Source organism: Streptomyces rubiginosohelvolus (genome assembly GCF_014649875.1).
GTDB lineage: Bacteria > Actinomycetota > Actinomycetes > Streptomycetales > Streptomycetaceae > Streptomyces > Streptomyces rubiginosohelvolus.
The window spans coordinates 12598-29829 of record NZ_BMTW01000023.1; the positions used below are offsets into that span (position 1 = coordinate 12598).

Here is a 17232-nt window from a genome sequence, read left to right on the forward strand (position 1 = left end):
GGTCCGCGGGCCCACCACCCCGAGGGTTCCGTCCTCAATCGCCGGACGGGCTTGAAAGGGCGCGGGCCCGCCCAGGCGCGCCGGACGGGCTTGGTACAGGTCCGGGCACACGGGTTGCGCTCGGCGACTCCGTGCACCACGCTCCTGTGACCGTCGGCCACCCGCGCAAGGCCCCTGGGCAGGGCTCAGGGATACTGGGCAGCCGGCCCCGGACCGTACACCCGGCCCGGCCGGGCGAAGCGCACAGCAGCAGAAGAAGGGCACGGTGTCGTGGCAAGGGTTCGGACAGGGGTACGCGCGATGGGCGCCGTGCTGGCAGTGATGCTGGCAGCCGCGGGATGCAGCAGCACCGGCGGCAAGCGGGCGGAAGAACGCGCGGCCGAGGCCGCCGAGGGGCGGGCCGCGGTGAACACCCCGCGCTGGACCTTCGCCATGGTCACCCACTCGGGAGACGGTGACACCTTCTGGGACATCGTCCAGAAGGGCGCCGAGCAGGCGGCCGTCAAGGACAACATCAACTTCCTCTACTCGCACAACGACGAGGCCAACCAGCAGGCCCAGCTCGTCCAGACCGCGATCGACAAGAAGGTCGACGGGCTGATCGTCTCGCTGGCCAAGCCGGACGCGATGAAGGCCGTGGTCGCCAAGGCCGTCAAGGCGGGCATCCCGGTCGTCACCGTGAACTCCGGCTCCGCCGAGTCGAAGGAGTTCGGGGCGCTCACCCACATCGGCCAGGACGAGACCATCGCCGGTGAGGCCGTCGGCGACGAGCTGAACAGCCGCGACCGCAAGAAGGTCCTGTGCGTTCTGCACGAGCAGGGCAACGTGGGCCACGAGCAGCGCTGCGCCGGCGCGAAGAAGACCTTCGACGGCACCATGCAGAACCTGTACGTCGACGGCACCAACATGCCCGACGTCACCGCGTCCATCGAGGCCAAGCTCCAGTCCGACAAGAGCATCGACGCGGTCGTCACCCTCGGCGCCCCCTTCGCCGACGCGGCCGTCCAGGCCAAGCAGACGGCGGGCAGCAAGGCCGAGATCGACACCTTCGACCTCAACGCCAAGGTCGCCACCGGGCTCCAGAGCGACAAGCTCGGCTTCGCCGTCGACCAGCAGCCCTACCTCCAGGGGTACCAGGCCGTCGACCTGCTCTGGCTCTACCGCTACAACCGCAACGTGCTCGGCGGCGGCCAGCCCGTCCTGACCGGCCCGCAGGTCATCACCAAGGACGACGCCGACGCCCTGGCCGACTTCACCAAGCGGGGCACCCGATGAGCGGCTCCACCGCCGCCCCGGAGAAGCCCGCGCAGCTCGATGAGCGGCTCGTCCACACCTCGTCGCTCCGCAAGCTGCTCGGCCGCCCCGAGCTGGGCTCGGTCGTCGGCGCGGCAGCCGTCTTCCTGTTCTTCGCGATCGTCGCCGACAGCTTCCTCCAGGCGTCCAGCTTCGGCACCGTCCTGTACGCGGCCTCGGTCCTCGGCATCATGGCCGCCCCCGTCGCCCTGCTGATGATCGGCGGCGAGTTCGACCTCTCCGCGGGCGTCCTGGTGACCAGCTCCGCGCTGATCTCGTCGATGTTCAGCTACCAGATGACGGCCAACGTCTGGGTCGGCGTCCTCGTGTCCCTGCTGGTCACGCTCGCCATCGGCGCGTTCAACGGCTTCATGCTGACCCGCACCAAACTGCCGAGCTTCATCATCACGCTCGGCACGTTCCTGATGCTGACCGGTCTGAACCTCGGCTTCACCAAGCTGATCAGCGGCACCGTCTCGACCAAGGCGATCGGCGACATGGAGGGCTTCGACTCGGCCCACGCCCTGTTCGCCTCCACGCTGACCGTCGGCAGCGTCGAGTTCAAGGTGACCATCCTGTGGTGGATCGCCCTCGTCGCCCTCGCCACCTGGATCCTGCTCCGTACCCGCTTCGGCAACTGGATCTTCGCCGTCGGCGGCGAGGCCGACGCGGCCCGCGCGGTCGGCGTCCCGGTCATCCGCACCAAGATCGGGCTCTACCTCGGCGTCGCGTTCGCCGCCTGGATCTCCGGCCAGCACCTGCTGTTCAGCTACGACGTCGTCCAGTCCGGCGAGGGCGTCGGCAACGAGCTGACGTACATCATCGCCGCCGTCATCGGCGGCTGCCTGATCACCGGCGGCTACGGCTCCGCGATCGGCTCGGCGGTCGGCGCCTTCATCTTCGGCATGACCAGCAAGGGCATCGTCTACGCCGAGTGGAACCCGGACTGGTTCAAATTCTTCCTGGGGGCGATGCTGCTCCTGGCCACCCTGCTCAACGCGTGGGTGCGCAAGCGCGCGGAGGCGACGGCATGACGGCCACCCCTGAAGAGACCGCGGGTCCCCTCGTCGAGCTGGACGACGTGTCCAAGTTCTACGGCAACATCAAGGCCCTGGAACACGTCTCGCTGGAGGTCCACGCGGGCGAGATCACCTGCGTCCTCGGCGACAACGGCGCCGGCAAGTCCACCCTCATCAAGATCATCGCAGGGCTGCACGGACACGACGCCGGACGCTTCCTGATCGAGGGCGAGGAGACCACCCTCGCCAACCCGCGCGACGCCCTGGACCGGGGCATCGCCACCGTCTACCAGGACCTCGCCGTCGTCCCGCTGATGCCGGTCTGGCGGAACTTCTTCCTCGGCTCCGAGCCCACGACGGGCGTCGGCCCCTTCAAGCGCCTCGACGTCCGGAAGATGCGCGAGACGACCCGTACGGAACTGCTCCGCATGGGCATCGACCTGCGCGACGTCGACCAGCCCATCGGCACCCTGTCCGGCGGCGAGCGCCAGTGCGTGGCCATCGCCCGCGCCGTCTACTTCGGCGCCAAGGTCCTCGTCCTGGACGAGCCGACCGCCGCGCTCGGCGTCAAGCAGTCCGGTGTGGTGCTCAAGTACGTGGCGGCCGCTCGTGACGCCGGCCTCGGCGTGGTCCTCATCACGCACAACCCGCACCACGCCCACCTCGTCGGCGACCGGTTCGTCCTCCTCAAGCGCGGAGTGATGTCCGGCAGCCACACCAAGGACGACATCACGCTCGACGAGCTGACCCGGCAGATGGCGGGCGGCAGCGAGCTGGAGGAGCTCAGCCACGAGCTGGAGCGCACCCCCACCCCCACCCTCCCGGGCAGCCACGGCGCGAAGGACGGGACTTCCTGAGCCCCGACCGTCCCGGCGCGGCCGACCCCGCCCATCGGCCCGCCGGGGCCGGGCAGTGGCAGAATCGAGCGCGGCGGGCGCCGTCCGCCGCCGGCCGCGACAGCGGCCCGGCCCCCCAGACCCCGCAGGGACGATGAGCACGTACCGCGACTTCGCCCACCGCGGCTCCGCCCGCGCCACCGTCCTCAAGACGGTCGGCACCAAGGAACGCCGCTCACACCTGTCCGCGCCCCGCGTCCCCACGGTCGGGATCGACATCGGCGGTACGAAGGTGATGGCGGGCGTCGTCGACGCCGACGGCAACATCCTGGAAAAGGTCCGCACCGAGACGCCCGACAAGTCCAAGAGCCCCAAGGTCGTCGAGGACACCATCGTCGAGCTGGTCCTGGACCTCTCCGACCGGCACGACGTCCACGCGGTGGGCATCGGTGCGGCGGGCTGGGTCGACGCCGACCGCTCCAAGGTCCTCTTCGCCCCGCACCTCGCCTGGCGCGACGAGCCCCTGCGCGACGCCATCGCCTCCCGCCTCGTCGTCCCCGTCATGGTCGACAACGACGCCAACACCGCCGCCTGGGCGGAGTGGCGCTTCGGCGCGGGCCGCGGCGAGGACCACCTCGTCATGATCACCCTCGGTACGGGCATCGGCGGCGCGATCCTGGAGGACGGCCAGGTCAAGCGCGGCAAGTACGGGGTCGCCGGTGAGTTCGGCCACATGCAGGTCGTGCCCTCGGGCCACCGCTGCCCCTGCGGCAACCGGGGCTGCTGGGAGCAGTACAGCTCCGGCAACGCCCTCGTCCGCGAGGCCAAGGAGCTGGCCGCCGCCGACTCCCCGGTCGCCCACTACCTGCTGGACCGGGTGAAGGGGAACGTCTCCGACATCACCGGGCCGCTCATCACCGAACTGGCCCGCGAGGGCGATGCGATGTGCATCGAACTCCTCCAGGACATCGGCCAATGGCTCGGCATCGGCATCGCCAATCTGGCCGCCGCGCTCGACCCCTCCTGCTTCGTGATCGGAGGCGGTGTCAGCGCCGCCGACGACCTCCTGATCAACCCCGCCCGGGACGCCTTCAAGCGCCACCTCACCGGCCGCGGCTACCGCCCCGAGGCCAGGATCGCCAAGGCGCAGCTCGGCCCCGAGGCGGGTATGGTCGGCGCCGCGGACCTGGCGCGGCTGGTCGCCCGCCGCTTCCGCCGCGCCAACCGGCGGCGCGTCGAGCGGTACGAGCGGTACGCCCAGATCTACGACCAGGCGGCGAGCACCATCCGCAACACGCGGTCCACCCGCACCGCCGACTGAACCGCGACCGCCCTTTCCGGCGTCCACCCCTCCGTACGCCTCGTCACGTCGCCGCAGCACCTAGGGACCACCTGATCATGATCGCAGCCGAGCACCCCGTGGTGCCGCACCAGTCGGAGTCTCCGGGCGACGGCGAGGGCAAACCGCCCGAGGACCGCCGGCGCGTGTTCAAGCGGCGCTTCATCACCGCCACGATCATCGTGCTGCTGATCGGCATCCCGGCCGGCTACCTGCTGATCTCGGCCGGACAGAGCCGCCGCTCGGGCATGGACAAGGAGACCGAGGCGGCCGCCTCGGGGCTGCGCGAGGGCTGGCCCTCCAAGATGCAGCGCCGGATCTTCGAGATTCCGATCCCGGGCAACGGACAGGGCGTCCAGTACTACGAGACGAACAACTGGAAAGCCAGCCGGATGTACGCGAAGTTCCGGACCACCTCCGCCGGTCTCGACCGCTTCCTGACCGGAATGGGCACGGGACGCGCGGCGCTGGAGCCGGACAAGATCACGATCAGCCCGCGGGACATCAAGATCACCGGCTGGTCCTTCGGCCCGGGCGAGCACTGGGCCGGCACCACGCACAGCAACAAGAAGCCGCGCCCCACCCAGAACATCACGGTCAATATGACCGATCCGGCCAGTCCCGTCGTGTATGTCGTCTCGGCGGCGACCCCCTGACCTGGGACCGGAGGGGCGCTCAGTAACCTGGAGCGAGTGAGCGAAGTGAGCGAGACGACCCCGCAGCCCGTGCAGGCCCCCCACCCCGGTGGGCCCGCCCCGCATCCCGGAGCGCCTCACCAGGCGGTTCCGGCCCCTCACCAGGGACCGGACGCCGTGCCCGCGCCGGGCGCCCCGGGATCCTCCCCGGCGCCCTACCCGCCCTTCGGCGGCGGAGCCCCCGGCTTCCCGGAGGCCGCCGTAGCCCCGGGCTTCCCGGAGGCCGCGCAGCCGGGCAGGACACCGCTCGCCCCGCCCGCCCCCCAGGGCCCGTTCGCACCGCAGCCGCCGCACATCGCCTCCGTACCGCAGACCGCTGAGGCCGGTCAGCCGGGTCCCGGCCCGCAGACCGCCCCGGGCTCCCAGGCCGCCCCTGGGCCCCTGGCCGCCCCCGGCCCGCAGACAGCGCCGGGCTCCCAGGCCGCCCCCGGCCCCCTGGCTGCCCGCGGCCCGCAGACTGCCTCCGCACCGCAGACCGGTCAGGCGAGTCCCGGCCCGCACACCACCCCCGTACCCCAGGCCGCGCACGCCGCCCCCGCCCCCGCCCCGCAGGGAACGCAGGGCGGCACCCAGGGAGCATCCGTGCCGTCCGCCCCACAGGGGGCGCAGGCGGCGACCGGGCTCCCGCGGACCCTTCAGTACCGCTTCGACGGGCCCGAGGACGCCCCGGTCCTGGTCATCGGGCCCTCGCTCGGCACGACGTGGCACATGTGGGACCGCCAGATACCCGAGCTGTCCCAGCACTGGCGGATCTTCCGCTACGACCTCCCCGGCCACGGCGGCGCGCCCGCCCACGCCGCCGCCTCCGTCGCCGAGCTGGGCGACCGGCTGCTCGCGACCCTGGACGGCCTCGGCGTCCAGCGCTTCGGCTACGCGGGCTGCTCGATCGGCGGGGCGGTCGGCGCGGACCTGGCCCTGCGCCACCCGCACCGGGTCGCCTCGCTGGCGCTCGTCGCCTCCTCGCCCCGGTTCGGCACGGCCGACGAGTTCCGCCAGCGTGGGGTGATCGTCCGCACCAACGGCCTGGAGCCGATGGCCCGCACCGCGCCCGAGCGCTGGTTCACCCCCGGCTTCGCCGCGGCCCAGCCCGCCATCGTGGAATGGGCCGTGCAGATGGTCCGCACCACCGACCCCGGCTGCTACATCGCCGCCTGCGAGGCGCTCGCGGCGTTCGACATCCGTGGCGCCCTGGGCCGGATCGGCGTCCCCACCCTGGTGCTGGTCGGGGCGGAGGACCAGGTCACCGGGCCCGCCGAGGCCCGCACGCTGGTCGCCGGGATACCGGACGCCCGCCTCGCGCTCGTCCCCGGCGCCTCCCACCTCGCGCCCGTCGAACAACCCGCCGCCGTCAGCGACCTGCTGCTGATGCACTTCTCCACCGCCTGGCAGCAGGACACCTCGGCCGCGATCCCCGTACTGCCCCACATCACCGCGCCCGCCGCCCCCAGCACGCCGTTCGTCCCGGTGGCCGAGATCGCCCCGGCCGTCTCTGCGCCCGACGCCGTCGCGCCGACCCCGGACGACCGGTACGAGCAGGGCACGAAGGTGCGCCGCGAAGTGCTGGGGGACGCCCATGTCGACGCGGTGAACGACACGGCCGACGCCTTCACCGAGGACTTCCAGGAGCTGGTCACCCGGTACGCCTGGGGCGAGGTCTGGAGCCGCGACGGCCTCGACCGCCGCACCCGCAGCGTCATCACGCTCACCGCGCTCGTCACCTCCGGCCACCTGGAGGGCCTGGCCGCGCACACCCGGGCCGCCCTGCGCAACGGCCTGACGCCCGCCGAGATCAAGGAAGTTCTCCTCCAGACCGCCGTCTACTGCGGCATCCCCGCCGCCGGAGCCGCCTTCGCCGTGGCGCAGAAGGTGATCCAGGAGGAAACCACGCCGCCCGCGTAGCAGGATGGGGTCATGAACGCATCGCCCGGGGCACTCACCCTCACCAAGAAGACCCACTCCTGCGTCCGGATCGAGAAGGAGGGGCGCGTCCTGGTCATCGACCCCGGGGGCTTCTCCGAGGACGACGCGGCGCTCGGCGCGGACGTCATGCTGGTGACGCACGAGCACCCGGACCACTTCAACGAGGCGAGGCTGCGGGCGGGTCTGGAGGCGAACCCCGCGGCCGAGGTCTGGACGCTGCGCAGCGTCGCCGAGCAGCTCTCGGCCGCCTTCCCGGGCCGGGTGCACACCGTGGGCGACGGGGACGCGTTCTCCGCCGCCGGATTCGACGTCACCGTGCACGGCGAGCTGCACGCGGTGATCCACCCGGACATCCCGAGGATCACCAACGTCGGCTTCCTCGTGGACGGTTCGGTCTTCCACCCCGGCGACGCGCTCACCGTTCCCGAGCGCCCCGTGGACACGCTGCTGCTGCCGGTGATGGCCCCCTGGAGCAAGATCTCCGAGGTCATCGACTACGTACGCGAGGTGAAGCCGCGGCGCGCCATCGACGTCCACGACGCCCTGCTGACCGATCTGGCCCGCCCGGTCTACGACAACCAGATCGGGGCCCTGGGCGGCGCGGACCACGGCCGGCTGGCCCCGGGCGGCACCACCGAGCTGTGAGCCCGGCGGCCGCTGTCAGTGGGAGCGGCTAGGTTGGCTGCCATGCGCATCGCCACCTATAACGTCAATTCGATCACCGCCCGGCTGCCGAGGCTTCTGGCCTGGCTGGAGAGCAGCGGCACCGATGTGCTGTGCATCCAGGAGACCAAGTGCACGGCGGAGCAGTTCCCCGCCGAAGCCCTGCGCGAGGCGGGGTACGAATCCGCCGTCAACGCCACGGGCCGGTGGAACGGGGTCGCGCTGCTCTCCCGCGTCGGTCTCACCGACGTCGTCACCGGGCTGCCCGGCGGCCCGGAGTACGACGGCGCGCAGGAGCCCCGCGCGATCTCGGCGACCTGCGGCCCGCTGCGCCTCTGGTCGGTGTACGTGCCCAACGGTCGCGAGGTCGAGCACGAGCACTACGCGTACAAGCTGCGCTGGCTGGAGGCCCTGCGGAAGGCCGTGGCGGCGGACGCCGCGGGGGCCCTGCCCTTCGCGGTCCTGGGCGACTTCAACGTGGCCCCGACCGACGAGGACGTCTGGGACCCGGCGCTGTTCGAGGGCGCCACGCATGTGACGCCCGCCGAGCGCGCCGCCCTCGCTGCCCTGGAGGCGGAGGGCCTGAGCGAGGTCCACCCCCGCCCCCTCAAGTACGACCGCGCCTACACCTTCTGGGACTACCGCGAGCTGCGGTTCCCCAAGAACAAGGGCATGCGGATCGACCTGACCTTCGGCAACGCCCCGTTCACCGCCGCGGTCAAGGACAGCTACGTCGACCGCGAGGAGCGCAAGGGCAAGGGCGCGTCCGACCACGCCCCGGTGGTCGTCGACCTGGACCTCTGAGCAGGGTCGGACGGAGATGGGCGAGCGGCCGCACAGCAAGTGACAACCCAAGGTTGACACCCTCTGGGTGTCAACCTACGGTTGTCACATGACGCAGCCTCTTCCCGTCACCCCTTCCGTACGCCTCGACGATCTGATCGAGGCCATCAAGAAGACCAACGACGACGCCCTGGAGCAGCTCTCCGGCGCGGTCCTAGCCGCCGACCACCTCGGAGACGTGGCCGACCACCTCATCGGCCACTTCGTGGACCAGGCCCGCCGCTCCGGCGCCTCCTGGACCGACATCGGCCGCAGCATGGGGGTCACCCGCCAGGCCGCCCAGAAGCGCTTCGTGCCCAAGAAGGCCGACAGCTCGTCGGACCTCGACCCGAACGAGGGCTTCAACCGCTTCACCCCACGCGCCCGCAATGTGGTGGTCGCCTCCCACAACGAGGCCCAGGCCGCCCGGCACGCCGAGATCGTCCCCGCCCACCTGATCCTCGGCCTGCTCGCCGAGCCCGAGGTGATCGCCGCCCGCGTCCTCGTCGGGCAGGGCGTGGAGCCGGACGCCCTCCGCGAGGCGGCGGCTGCGGCACTGCCCGCCCCGGTGGACGAGGTGCCCGAGCTGATCCCGTACGACCCCGACTCCCGCAAGGTCCTGGAGCTGACCTTCCGCGAGGCGCTGCGCCTCGGCCACAACTACGTCGGCACCGAGCACATCCTGCTGGCCCTGCTGGAGTTCGAGGACGGCTCCGGAGTGCTGACCGGCCTCGGCCTGGACAAGGAGGCCGTGTCCGCCGCGGTGGAGCGGGCGGTGAGCGAGGCGGCGGGGGCCCTCCGGCAGCAGAACCCCTGAGCTCCCGAGCGACCCCGTGATCGTGGACGGCGGCCTCAGTGCACCGAGAACCCGCCGTCCACGAACAACGACTGCCCGGTGATGTACGCCGACGATCGCCCCGCCAGGAACACCGCGGCCCCGGCGAAGTCCTCCGCGAGTCCGTTCCGGCCGACCATCGTCCGGGCCGCCAGCGACGCCACCTTCTCCGGGTCCGACTGGAGGCGCGCGTTCAGCGGGGTCAGCACGAACCCGGGCACCAGGCTGTTCACGGTGACTCCGTGCGGCGACCACGCCTCGGCCTGCGAGCGGGTCAGCGACTCCAGGCCGCCTTTGGACACCCCGTAGGCGCCGCTGCTCACGAAGGCCCGGTGCGCCTGCTGCGACGTGATGTGGATGATCCGCCCGTACCCCCGCTCGGCCATGCCCGGCCCGAACCGCTGCCCGAGCAGGAACGGCGCCTTCAGGTTCACCGCCATCGTGGTGTCCCAGACGTCCTCGCCGAGCTCGGTCATCGGCGGGCGCAGATTGATCCCCGCGCAGTTCACCAGGATGTCCGGCTCCCCGAACGCCGCCGCGGCCTCCTCCGCCCCGACGCGCACCCCCTCGGCGGTGCTCAGGTCCGCGCTCACCCAGGCCGCCCGGCAGTCCTCCGAGGCCAGCTCGTCCACGGTCTCCCGCAGCTCCGCCTCCCGGCGGGCCACCACGACGACGCTCGCACCGGCCCGGGCCAGTGCGCCGGTGATCGCCCGGCCGATGCCGGAGCTGCCTCCGGTGACCACCGCCACCCGGCCTTCCAGCGAGAACAGTTCCGAGACGTAGCTCTGTGCACTCATGTACGCACTTTAGATATGCGCTCGGATCTCCGTCCGGGCCGGGGTGGGGGACCGGTGAACGCCGCGCGCCCTGTGGTGCGGAACCTGGCCGGGATGGGACCCTAGTGGTATGAACATCCCTTTCTTGGACAACTGGCGTAAGCGTCAGGGTGGTACGCAGCCGGGCACGCTCGCCGCCGCCGTCGAGTCGGACCCCGACGGTGTGGCCGAGCTGCTGGCCGAGTGCGAACTGCTGCGCGTCCGGGCGGGGCAGCAAGGACTCGAACTCGACGACACACCCGCCTCGTTGGCCGCTCTCGACCAGCTACCGCCCCGCTGGCGCGACGACCCCGAGGAACTGCCCTGGCTCGGCAACGACGCCGGCCTCTATCTCGGCACGGTGATCGTGCGGACGGTGCCGGGCGCCGCGTGGGACATCTGGCCGAGCGGCCAGCCCGTGGTGCGGCTGGAGTCCGGGCGGGAGATCGACGTCGTCGCGGCCGGACTCGACTGGGCCATGGCGGGCAGCCCGGAGCTCTCCCAGGTGTACGCGGAGTCCGCCGAGAACTGAGCGGGGAGCCGCCGGACCCCCCGCCCTCGTCGCCCGACCGCCCCGCTCTCCTCGCCTAATCCAGTTAAAAAGCCTTTTGCGCCATTTACGCGTGTCGGGTGCGAAGTCCCTTTTCGCGATGGATAGTTTGCGCTGACCTCGACACAGCGACAAGTGGGTAGGGCAGCGCATGGCCGTCGATCCTTTGATCGAACTGAGGGACGTCAACAAACACTTCGGAGAGTTGCACGTACTTCAGGACATCAACCTCACCGTCGGCCGCGGGGAGGTGGTGGTGGTCATCGGCCCCTCCGGCTCAGGGAAATCCACGCTGTGCCGGGCGATCAACCGACTGGAGACGATCGAGTCCGGCAGCATCACGATCGACGGCAGACCCCTCCCCGAGGAGGGCAAGGGCCTGGCCCAGCTCCGCGCCGAAGTCGGCATGGTCTTCCAGTCGTTCAACCTCTTCGCCCACAAGACCGTGCTGGACAACGTCTCGCTGGCCCAGCTCAAGGTCCGCAAGCGCAAGAAGGACGAGGCCGACAAGCGCTCCCGGGAACTCCTGGACCGGGTCGGCCTGGCCGCCCACGCCGACAAGTTCCCCGCCCAGCTCTCCGGCGGCCAGCAGCAGCGCGTTGCCATCGCCCGCGCCCTGGCCATGGACCCCAAGGCGCTCCTGTTCGACGAGCCGACCTCGGCGCTCGACCCGGAGATGATCAATGAGGTGCTGGAGGTCATGCAGCAGCTGGCCAGTGACGGCATGACGATGATCGTCGTCACCCATGAGATGGGCTTCGCCCGCTCCGCCGCCAACCGTGTGGTGTTCATGGCCGACGGCTGCGTCGTCGAGGACCGCGTCCCGGAGGACTTCTTCACGTCCCCGTCGAGCGACCGCGCCAAGGACTTCCTTTCCAAGATCCTCAAGCACTGAGGGGGGATTCCATGTTGCGTACGAGGAACACGCGTACGGGCAGGGCCGTCGCCCTCGTGGCCGGTCTCCTGCTCGCCGCACTCGCCGCGGGCTGCGGCAAGGACGGCAGCCCGCCGGTCAAGGGACCCAAGGCCGAGGCCCTGCCGGTGTACCAGGTCGACACCGGCTTCGAACTGCCCGACTCCCGCACCTGGACCAAGGCGAAGCGGCGCGGCTATCTGATCGTCGGTGCCAAGGAGGACCAGCCCTACCTGGGGGAGAAGGACCCGGCGAGCGGGATCTACTCCGGGTTCGACATCGAGATCGCCCGCATGATGGCGGCCTCGCTCGGCTTCGAACCGGACACGATCCGTTTCCGCACGATCGCCTCCGCCAACCGCGAGACGGCCCTGCAGAACGGTCAGATCGACTACTACGTCGGCACCTACACCATCAACGACATGCGCAAGAAGCTCGTCGGCTTCGCCGGCCCGTACTACATGGCCGGCCAGGGACTGCTGGTGCGCACCGACGAGGACGACATCAACGGGCCCCAGGACCTGGCGGGCAAGACCGTCTGCTCGGCGGCCGGCTCCACGCCCTACCAGCGGATCGCCGCCGACTACCCCAAGGCGACCCTCGTCGCGTACGACACGTACTCGATCTGCGTCGACAACCTCCTCACCTACCAGGTCGACGCCGTCACCACCGATGACGCGATCCTGCTGGGCTTCGCCGCCAAGGCGCCCGACGAGATGAAGGTCGTCGGCAAGCCCTTCTCGGAGGAGCCGTACGGCATCGGCGTACCGCGCGGCGACAACGCCCTGCGCAACGCCCTCAACGACGCCCTGGAGGCCAACGAGAAGAACGGCAACTGGAAGAAGGCGTACGACGCGACGCTCGGCCTCTCCGGAGCGCCCGCGCCGACCCCGCCGCCCATCGACCGCTACCCGGCGACCTGAGGGGACGGCCCCACCCATGGATGTACTGACAGAGAACTTCTCCCTCTACGGCAAGGGCTTCCTCGGCACCGTCGAACTGACCGTCTACGCCTCGGCACTGGCGCTCGTCCTCGGCTTCCTGATGGCGTCCTTCCGGGTCGCGCCCGTCGGCTCCTTCCGGGTGCTGGGCACGGTCTGGGTCACCGTGCTCCGCAACACCCCGCTGACGCTGCTGTTCTTCGCGGTCCTGCTGGGCCTGCCCCGCTTCGGGCTCGTCCTGCCGTTCCAGCTCTTCGCCGTCATCGCCCTCGGCTGCTACACCTCCGCGTTCATCTGCGAGGTGCTGCGCTCCGGCATCAACACCGTGCCCAGGGGCCAGGGCGAGGCCGCCCGCAGCCTCGGCATGAACTTCGGTCAGACCCTGAGCACCGTGGTCCTGCCGCAGGCGTTCCGGTCGGTGATCCCGCCGGTCGGCTCGACCCTGATCGCGCTGGCGAAGAACTCCGCCATCGCCGGGGCGTTCAGCGTCACCGAACTCCTCGGCACCTACAAGACGCTCAACGAACTGGGCTACAGCATCATCTGGTCCTTCATCTGGATCGCCGTCGGCTACCTGATCATCACCCTGACCATCAGCGCCGTGTTCAACGTGATGGAGAAGCGCTGGGGAGTGGCACGATGACCAAGGCCCTCACCCGCAGGACGTCCCGGGCTTCGGCGCCGGAGGCCACCGCGCTCTACGACATCCCGGGACCGGTGACCCGCAGACGGCACCTGATGTACGGGATCGCCTCCACGGTCCTGATCGTGGCGCTGTTCGGCTGGATCGTCTATCTGCTCTTCGACACCGACCAGTTCACCGCGCAGAAGTGGACGCCCTTCGAGTACAAGGGCATTCAGGAACTGCTGCTGCGCGGGCTCGGCAACACCCTCAAGGCGTTCGCGTACGCGGCGGTCCTCTCCCTCGCGCTCGGCGCCGTCCTCGCGGTCGGCCGGCTCTCCGAGCACCGGGTGCTGCGCTGGATCTCCACCCTGCTGGTCGAGTTCTTCCGGGCCATGCCCGTGCTCGTGATGATCTTTTTCATCTTCGTGGCGCTGAAGGTCCAGCCGCTGCCCGCCCTCGTCGCCGGGCTGACCCTCTACAACGGCTCGGTCCTCGCGGAGGTGTTCCGCACCGGGATCAACGCCGTGGACCGGGGCCAGCGCGAGGCGGCGTACGCACTCGGGATGCGCAAGACCCAGGTCACCACGTACGTCCTGGCGCCCCAGGCCGTACGCGCGATGCTGCCGACCATCATCAGCCAGCTGGTGGTCGCGCTGAAGGACACCTCACTGGGCTATCTGATCACTTACGAGGAATTCCTCCACGCCGGAAAGCTGATCGCGTCGAATCTCGACTACGATCTTCCCTTCATCCCCGTCGTGATGGTGATCTCTCCGATCTACATCGGGATGTGCATGCTGCTTTCCTGGTTCGCCACCTGGGTGGCCAAGAGGCAGCGGCGCAACCTGAAAACCAGAGCGGTCGGGGTGGCCCCGGCCGAACCGGGGACGCTGCTGCCGGGAGGGCAGTAGCCGGGCAGTGCCCGCCCGGCAGCAGTCGGTGATCACTTCTCGCGCAGCGGGACCGAGAGATGACTCGGGTCCGTGCCGGGCGAGGAGAAGGTCAGCTGCGCGCCGGTCGGGTTGTGCTCGATGTACAGCGGATCGACGGTGTCGATCACCAGGGCGAGCCGGTGACCGGCCGGGACGTCGTAGGCCGTGGAGAACAGCTCCAGGTCGACGGGGAACGGCCGGCCCGGCGTCTGTCCGTGGAAGGTGTACGGAGCATTGCTGACCAGTTTGCCGATCCCGAGCGGCCCCACGTCGTAGAGATACGCGACGAGGGTGCCGCTCGGCTTCGTGCTGGTGACCGTGGTGTGCAGCGTGGAGGTCCCCCGGATCCGCTGCTCGGTGGCGTACCGCTCCGACTGCCACACGCTCGCGAACGTCCGCGGCAGGAGCGGTACGGAGACCGTCGGCGGCAGTTTCAGGAACTGGTCCAGCGCGTTGGACAGGATCGAGATGCCCCCGTTCGCACCGGAGTCGACGTTGGTCCACACCTTCTTGGTGCCGTCCAGCGGGATCCGGTTCTTGAGTGCGCCGACGGACTTCCAGTCCGGGTAGCCCTCGTACCCCTTGTCGGTGCGGGACTTGAGCTGGACGGGCTGCTCGGTGTCGATGCCGTTGCGCTCGCCCTTGAGATAGCGGTCGAACCAGCGGCGGGTGCTCGTCCAGGTGTCGTTGGGCAGCCCGAGCAGTCCGGTGGCCTCGGCGGTGGCGTGGTCGCCGGGGCGGAACTCCAGGCGCTTGGGGCCGGTGAGCTTGTCGTAGAACGAGGCGTACTGGTTGGGCGGGAAGATGGTGTCGCCCCAGGCGTTGCCCATCATGATCGCCGCGCCGTTGGCGTTGATCCGGTCCAGATACGTCAGAGGGGAACGCTTCTTCCCCCAGGCGATCATCTCCGGCTCCTTGTCCAGCTTGGAGCCGAGGAAGTCCTTCAGTGTCTGCGTCAGTTCCTCGCTGGGCCGCCCGGTGAGGACGCCCGCGCCGCCGAGCAGGGCGGCGGCCTGGAGATGCTGGGTGCGCCCGCTGTAGATCGAGTCGATCAGATCGGCCCAGCCGCTCAGCGCTGCGACCGCCTTGATCCGCGGGTCGTGCCCGGCCGCCAGCAGGCTGATGCCCGCCCCGTAGGAGACGCCGCCCATGCCGATACGGTCCGGATCGGCGGAGGTGTGCTCCAGCGCCCAGTCGATGACGGCGGAGGCGTCCGCGATGTCCGGCGGCCCCGCCACCTCGATCTTCCCGCCGGAACGCCAGAAGCCGCGCGAGGTGTAACTCACCACGACGTAGCCGGAGTCGGCGAGTTTCTGAGCCTGCGCCAGATACTCGATCTGGGGCATGGCCCAGCTCGTCGGGAAGACGATGAGGGGGTGCTTCGCCCCGGCGGCGGACCCGGAGGGGGCTCCGGCCGGGGTGAACACGTTGCCCTTGAGCGTGATGCCCCCGGAGCCGGGGATGTCGTGGAACGTCAGGTCCCCGCCCGCCGTGCTCGCGGGCGCGGCGAGAGGGGCGGGGGCGGCGCCCGCCGAGGGCGCGGCGACGAGCGCGCCCCCGGCGAGCAGGGCGACGGCGGTGGTGATCGAAGCGGTGGTGCGCAGTGCCGGTTTCGGACGTACCACGGGTCACTCCTCACGCGTGTCAGTGCAAAGTGACCCGACGGTAACCCCGGTTGTTTACCCCTGGTAACTACTCGTCGTGTTGCGCGAAGGTAACGATTGTTGGACGTGGCGTCAGTAGCGTGTCCGGTACGGAACGGGCGCTACCGGGTCACTTCAGGGCGCTCTTGGCCTGCCAGTCCGCCCACGAGACGTTCCACGCGCCGTAGCCGTTGCCCTCGGCGACCGTGCCCTTGGCTTCCGCGCCGGTGATCTCGAACGGGTCGCCCACGCGTACCTGCCCGTACAGCGCGGAGGCGTTGGCGTCGCTCATCCCGAGGCAGCCGGAACTCCGGTTGGCCTGGCCGAAGTAGTTCGCGTTCCAGGGCGCCGCGTGGGCGTACATGCCCGACCAGGTCAGCCGCATCGAGTAGTCGACCATCTTGTCGTAGGCGTCGCCGAGGCCCACCGTCTCGGAGCGCATGTTGATGGTGCCCTCCTTCGACATCAGGACCGCCGTGCCCCGCCAGGACGCCTTCTCGCCGCCCGGCGTGCCCGCCGACATCGGCAGGTCCATGACCTGCTTCCCGTCCCGGTGCAGCGCGAGACGGTGCCCGTCGAGGTCGACCTTGACCACCTGGGCGGCGCCGATCGTGAACGTCGTCGCGTAGTCGCGGACGAACCAGCCGCCGTCCGCCCCCGTGTCGACGCCGTTCAGCTGCGCGTCCAGGGTGACCTTCGTGCCCGGCTTCCAGTACTCCTTGGGCCGCCAGTCGACACGGTCCTTGCCCGAGTAGTCCTGCAGCCAGCCCCAGGAGCCCTCCGTGTCGTTGGAGGTGGACACCTTCAGGGCCTTCTCGACCGCAGCCTTGTCCTTCACCGGGTGGTCGAAGACGACGGACAGCGGCTGCGCGATGCCCACGGTCGTGTTCTTGCCCGGCGCCAGCGACAGCTTGTTGACCTTCTCGGCCTCGGCGGTGGCGAACGTCGCCCGGTCGCTGCCGCCGTCCGCGTCCGTCGCCTCGACCGTGTACGCGGTGCCCGGCGCGGCGACCCGGTCGGACGTCCAGGTCCGGCCGTCAGCGGATATCTTCCCGGCCAGCGGGCCGCCCTCGCCCGGCTTCACCGACACGGCCTTGAGCTTCCCGTGCGCGAGCGTCACCTTCACCGGCCCGCCGGGCGCCGCCGCCTCGCCCCGGAGGTTCACCGTGATGCTGGTGTCGGGGGCCTTGCCGTCCCCGCCCACCTCGGCGGAGCCCGAAGCGCCGCCCGAGCACGCGGTGAGCGCGGCGGCGAGCAGCGCCGCGGGCCCGGTGAGGGCGAGCCGGGTCCTCCGGCCGGCCGGGGCGGAACGACGGATGCGCGGGCGTGCGGAACTCACGGAAAGACCTCCAGGGCTGGGTGCTCAGCAGGGGAGAGGTGATTTCCCCCAT

Annotated in this window: 17 protein-coding genes; 14 read left to right on the forward strand and 3 right to left on the reverse strand. The window is 70.5% G+C overall.

Annotation, left to right across the window (positions count from 1 at the left end):
* The first annotated feature begins 270 nt into the window (after nt 1-270).
* The 9 genes from IE134_RS32315 to IE134_RS32355 all read left to right on the forward strand — a co-directional run bounded on the left by IE134_RS32315 (nt 271) and on the right by IE134_RS32355 (nt 9404).
* On the forward strand, nt 271-1275 hold the full coding sequence (locus IE134_RS32315) for a sugar ABC transporter substrate-binding protein (RefSeq protein ID WP_441350154.1): 1005 nt from the start codon (nt 271-273) through the stop codon (nt 1273-1275).
* Nucleotides 1272-2327: an ABC transporter permease gene (locus tag IE134_RS32320; protein WP_030722836.1), complete on the forward strand. Its 1056-nt coding sequence runs from the start codon at nt 1272-1274 to the stop codon at nt 2325-2327. The genes IE134_RS32315 and IE134_RS32320 overlap by 4 nt, the downstream gene beginning before the upstream one ends.
* The gene (locus IE134_RS32325) at nt 2324-3169 is read left to right on the forward strand and encodes an ATP-binding cassette domain-containing protein (protein ID WP_032787113.1); all 846 of its coding nucleotides are present in this window, start codon (nt 2324-2326) and stop codon (nt 3167-3169) included. Before IE134_RS32320 ends, IE134_RS32325 begins: the two co-directional genes overlap by 4 nt.
* A 133-nt stretch (nt 3170-3302) precedes the next feature.
* Complete coding sequence (locus IE134_RS32330) at nt 3303-4469, forward strand: ROK family glucokinase (protein WP_189432531.1); 1167 nt, start codon at nt 3303-3305, stop codon at nt 4467-4469.
* A gap of 77 nt (nt 4470-4546) precedes the next feature.
* A complete protein-coding gene (locus IE134_RS32335; RefSeq protein ID WP_032787115.1) occupies nt 4547-5143 on the forward strand; it encodes a hypothetical protein in 597 nt (198 codons plus the stop codon).
* Nucleotides 5144-5764: 621 nt separating this feature from the next.
* Nucleotides 5765-7081, forward strand: coding sequence for a bifunctional 3-oxoadipate enol-lactonase/4-carboxymuconolactone decarboxylase PcaDC (gene pcaDC, locus IE134_RS32340; protein WP_189432563.1), 1317 nt, complete (start codon nt 5765-5767; stop codon nt 7079-7081).
* 12 nt (nt 7082-7093) lie between these two features.
* Nucleotides 7094-7747, forward strand: a complete 654-nt coding sequence (locus IE134_RS32345; RefSeq protein WP_030722822.1) for an MBL fold metallo-hydrolase — start codon at nt 7094-7096, stop codon at nt 7745-7747.
* A gap of 42 nt (nt 7748-7789) precedes the next feature.
* Nucleotides 7790-8569: an exodeoxyribonuclease III gene (locus tag IE134_RS32350; RefSeq protein WP_030722819.1), complete on the forward strand. Its 780-nt coding sequence runs from the start codon at nt 7790-7792 to the stop codon at nt 8567-8569.
* Between the two features lie 88 nt (nt 8570-8657).
* Nucleotides 8658-9404 carry a Clp protease N-terminal domain-containing protein gene (locus IE134_RS32355; protein ID WP_189432533.1) on the forward strand — a complete coding sequence of 249 codons (747 nt, stop codon included), beginning with the start codon at nt 8658-8660 and terminating at the stop codon, nt 9402-9404.
* Nucleotides 9405-9439: 35 nt separating this feature from the next.
* Here the strand turns inward: IE134_RS32355 and IE134_RS32360 are convergent, their stop codons facing one another.
* Nucleotides 9440-10219 carry an SDR family NAD(P)-dependent oxidoreductase gene (locus tag IE134_RS32360; protein WP_030722813.1) on the reverse strand — a complete coding sequence of 260 codons (780 nt, stop codon included), beginning with the start codon at nt 10217-10219 and terminating at the stop codon, nt 9440-9442.
* Between the two features lie 109 nt (nt 10220-10328).
* On the opposite strand from IE134_RS32360, the gene IE134_RS32365 reads away from it, so the two are divergent.
* From IE134_RS32365 to IE134_RS32385, 5 genes are all read left to right on the forward strand, one after another.
* Nucleotides 10329-10769 (forward strand): DUF6278 family protein, encoded by a 441-nt coding sequence (locus IE134_RS32365; protein ID WP_030722810.1) that lies wholly within the window; start codon nt 10329-10331, stop codon nt 10767-10769.
* Nucleotides 10770-10938: 169 nt separating this feature from the next.
* A complete protein-coding gene (locus IE134_RS32370; protein WP_030722807.1) occupies nt 10939-11682 on the forward strand; it encodes an amino acid ABC transporter ATP-binding protein in 744 nt (247 codons plus the stop codon).
* 11 nt (nt 11683-11693) lie between these two features.
* Nucleotides 11694-12623, forward strand: coding sequence for a glutamate ABC transporter substrate-binding protein (locus IE134_RS32375; RefSeq protein WP_030722804.1), 930 nt, complete (start codon nt 11694-11696; stop codon nt 12621-12623).
* 16 nt (nt 12624-12639) lie between these two features.
* Nucleotides 12640-13284 carry an amino acid ABC transporter permease gene (locus tag IE134_RS32380; protein ID WP_030722801.1) on the forward strand — a complete coding sequence of 215 codons (645 nt, stop codon included), beginning with the start codon at nt 12640-12642 and terminating at the stop codon, nt 13282-13284.
* Nucleotides 13281-14177 (forward strand): amino acid ABC transporter permease, encoded by an 897-nt coding sequence (locus IE134_RS32385; protein WP_189432535.1) that lies wholly within the window; start codon nt 13281-13283, stop codon nt 14175-14177. Before IE134_RS32380 ends, IE134_RS32385 begins: the two co-directional genes overlap by 4 nt.
* Nucleotides 14178-14209: 32 nt before the next feature.
* Here the strand turns inward: IE134_RS32385 and IE134_RS32390 are convergent, their stop codons facing one another.
* Entirely contained in the window at nt 14210-15823 is a 1614-nt protein-coding gene (locus IE134_RS32390) for a CocE/NonD family hydrolase (protein WP_098019983.1), read from the reverse strand.
* Nucleotides 15824-15971: 148 nt separating this feature from the next.
* On the reverse strand, nt 15972-17180 hold the full coding sequence (locus IE134_RS32395; RefSeq protein ID WP_098895307.1) for a L,D-transpeptidase: 1209 nt from the start codon (nt 17178-17180) through the stop codon (nt 15972-15974).
* Nucleotides 17181-17232 lie beyond the last annotated feature (52 nt).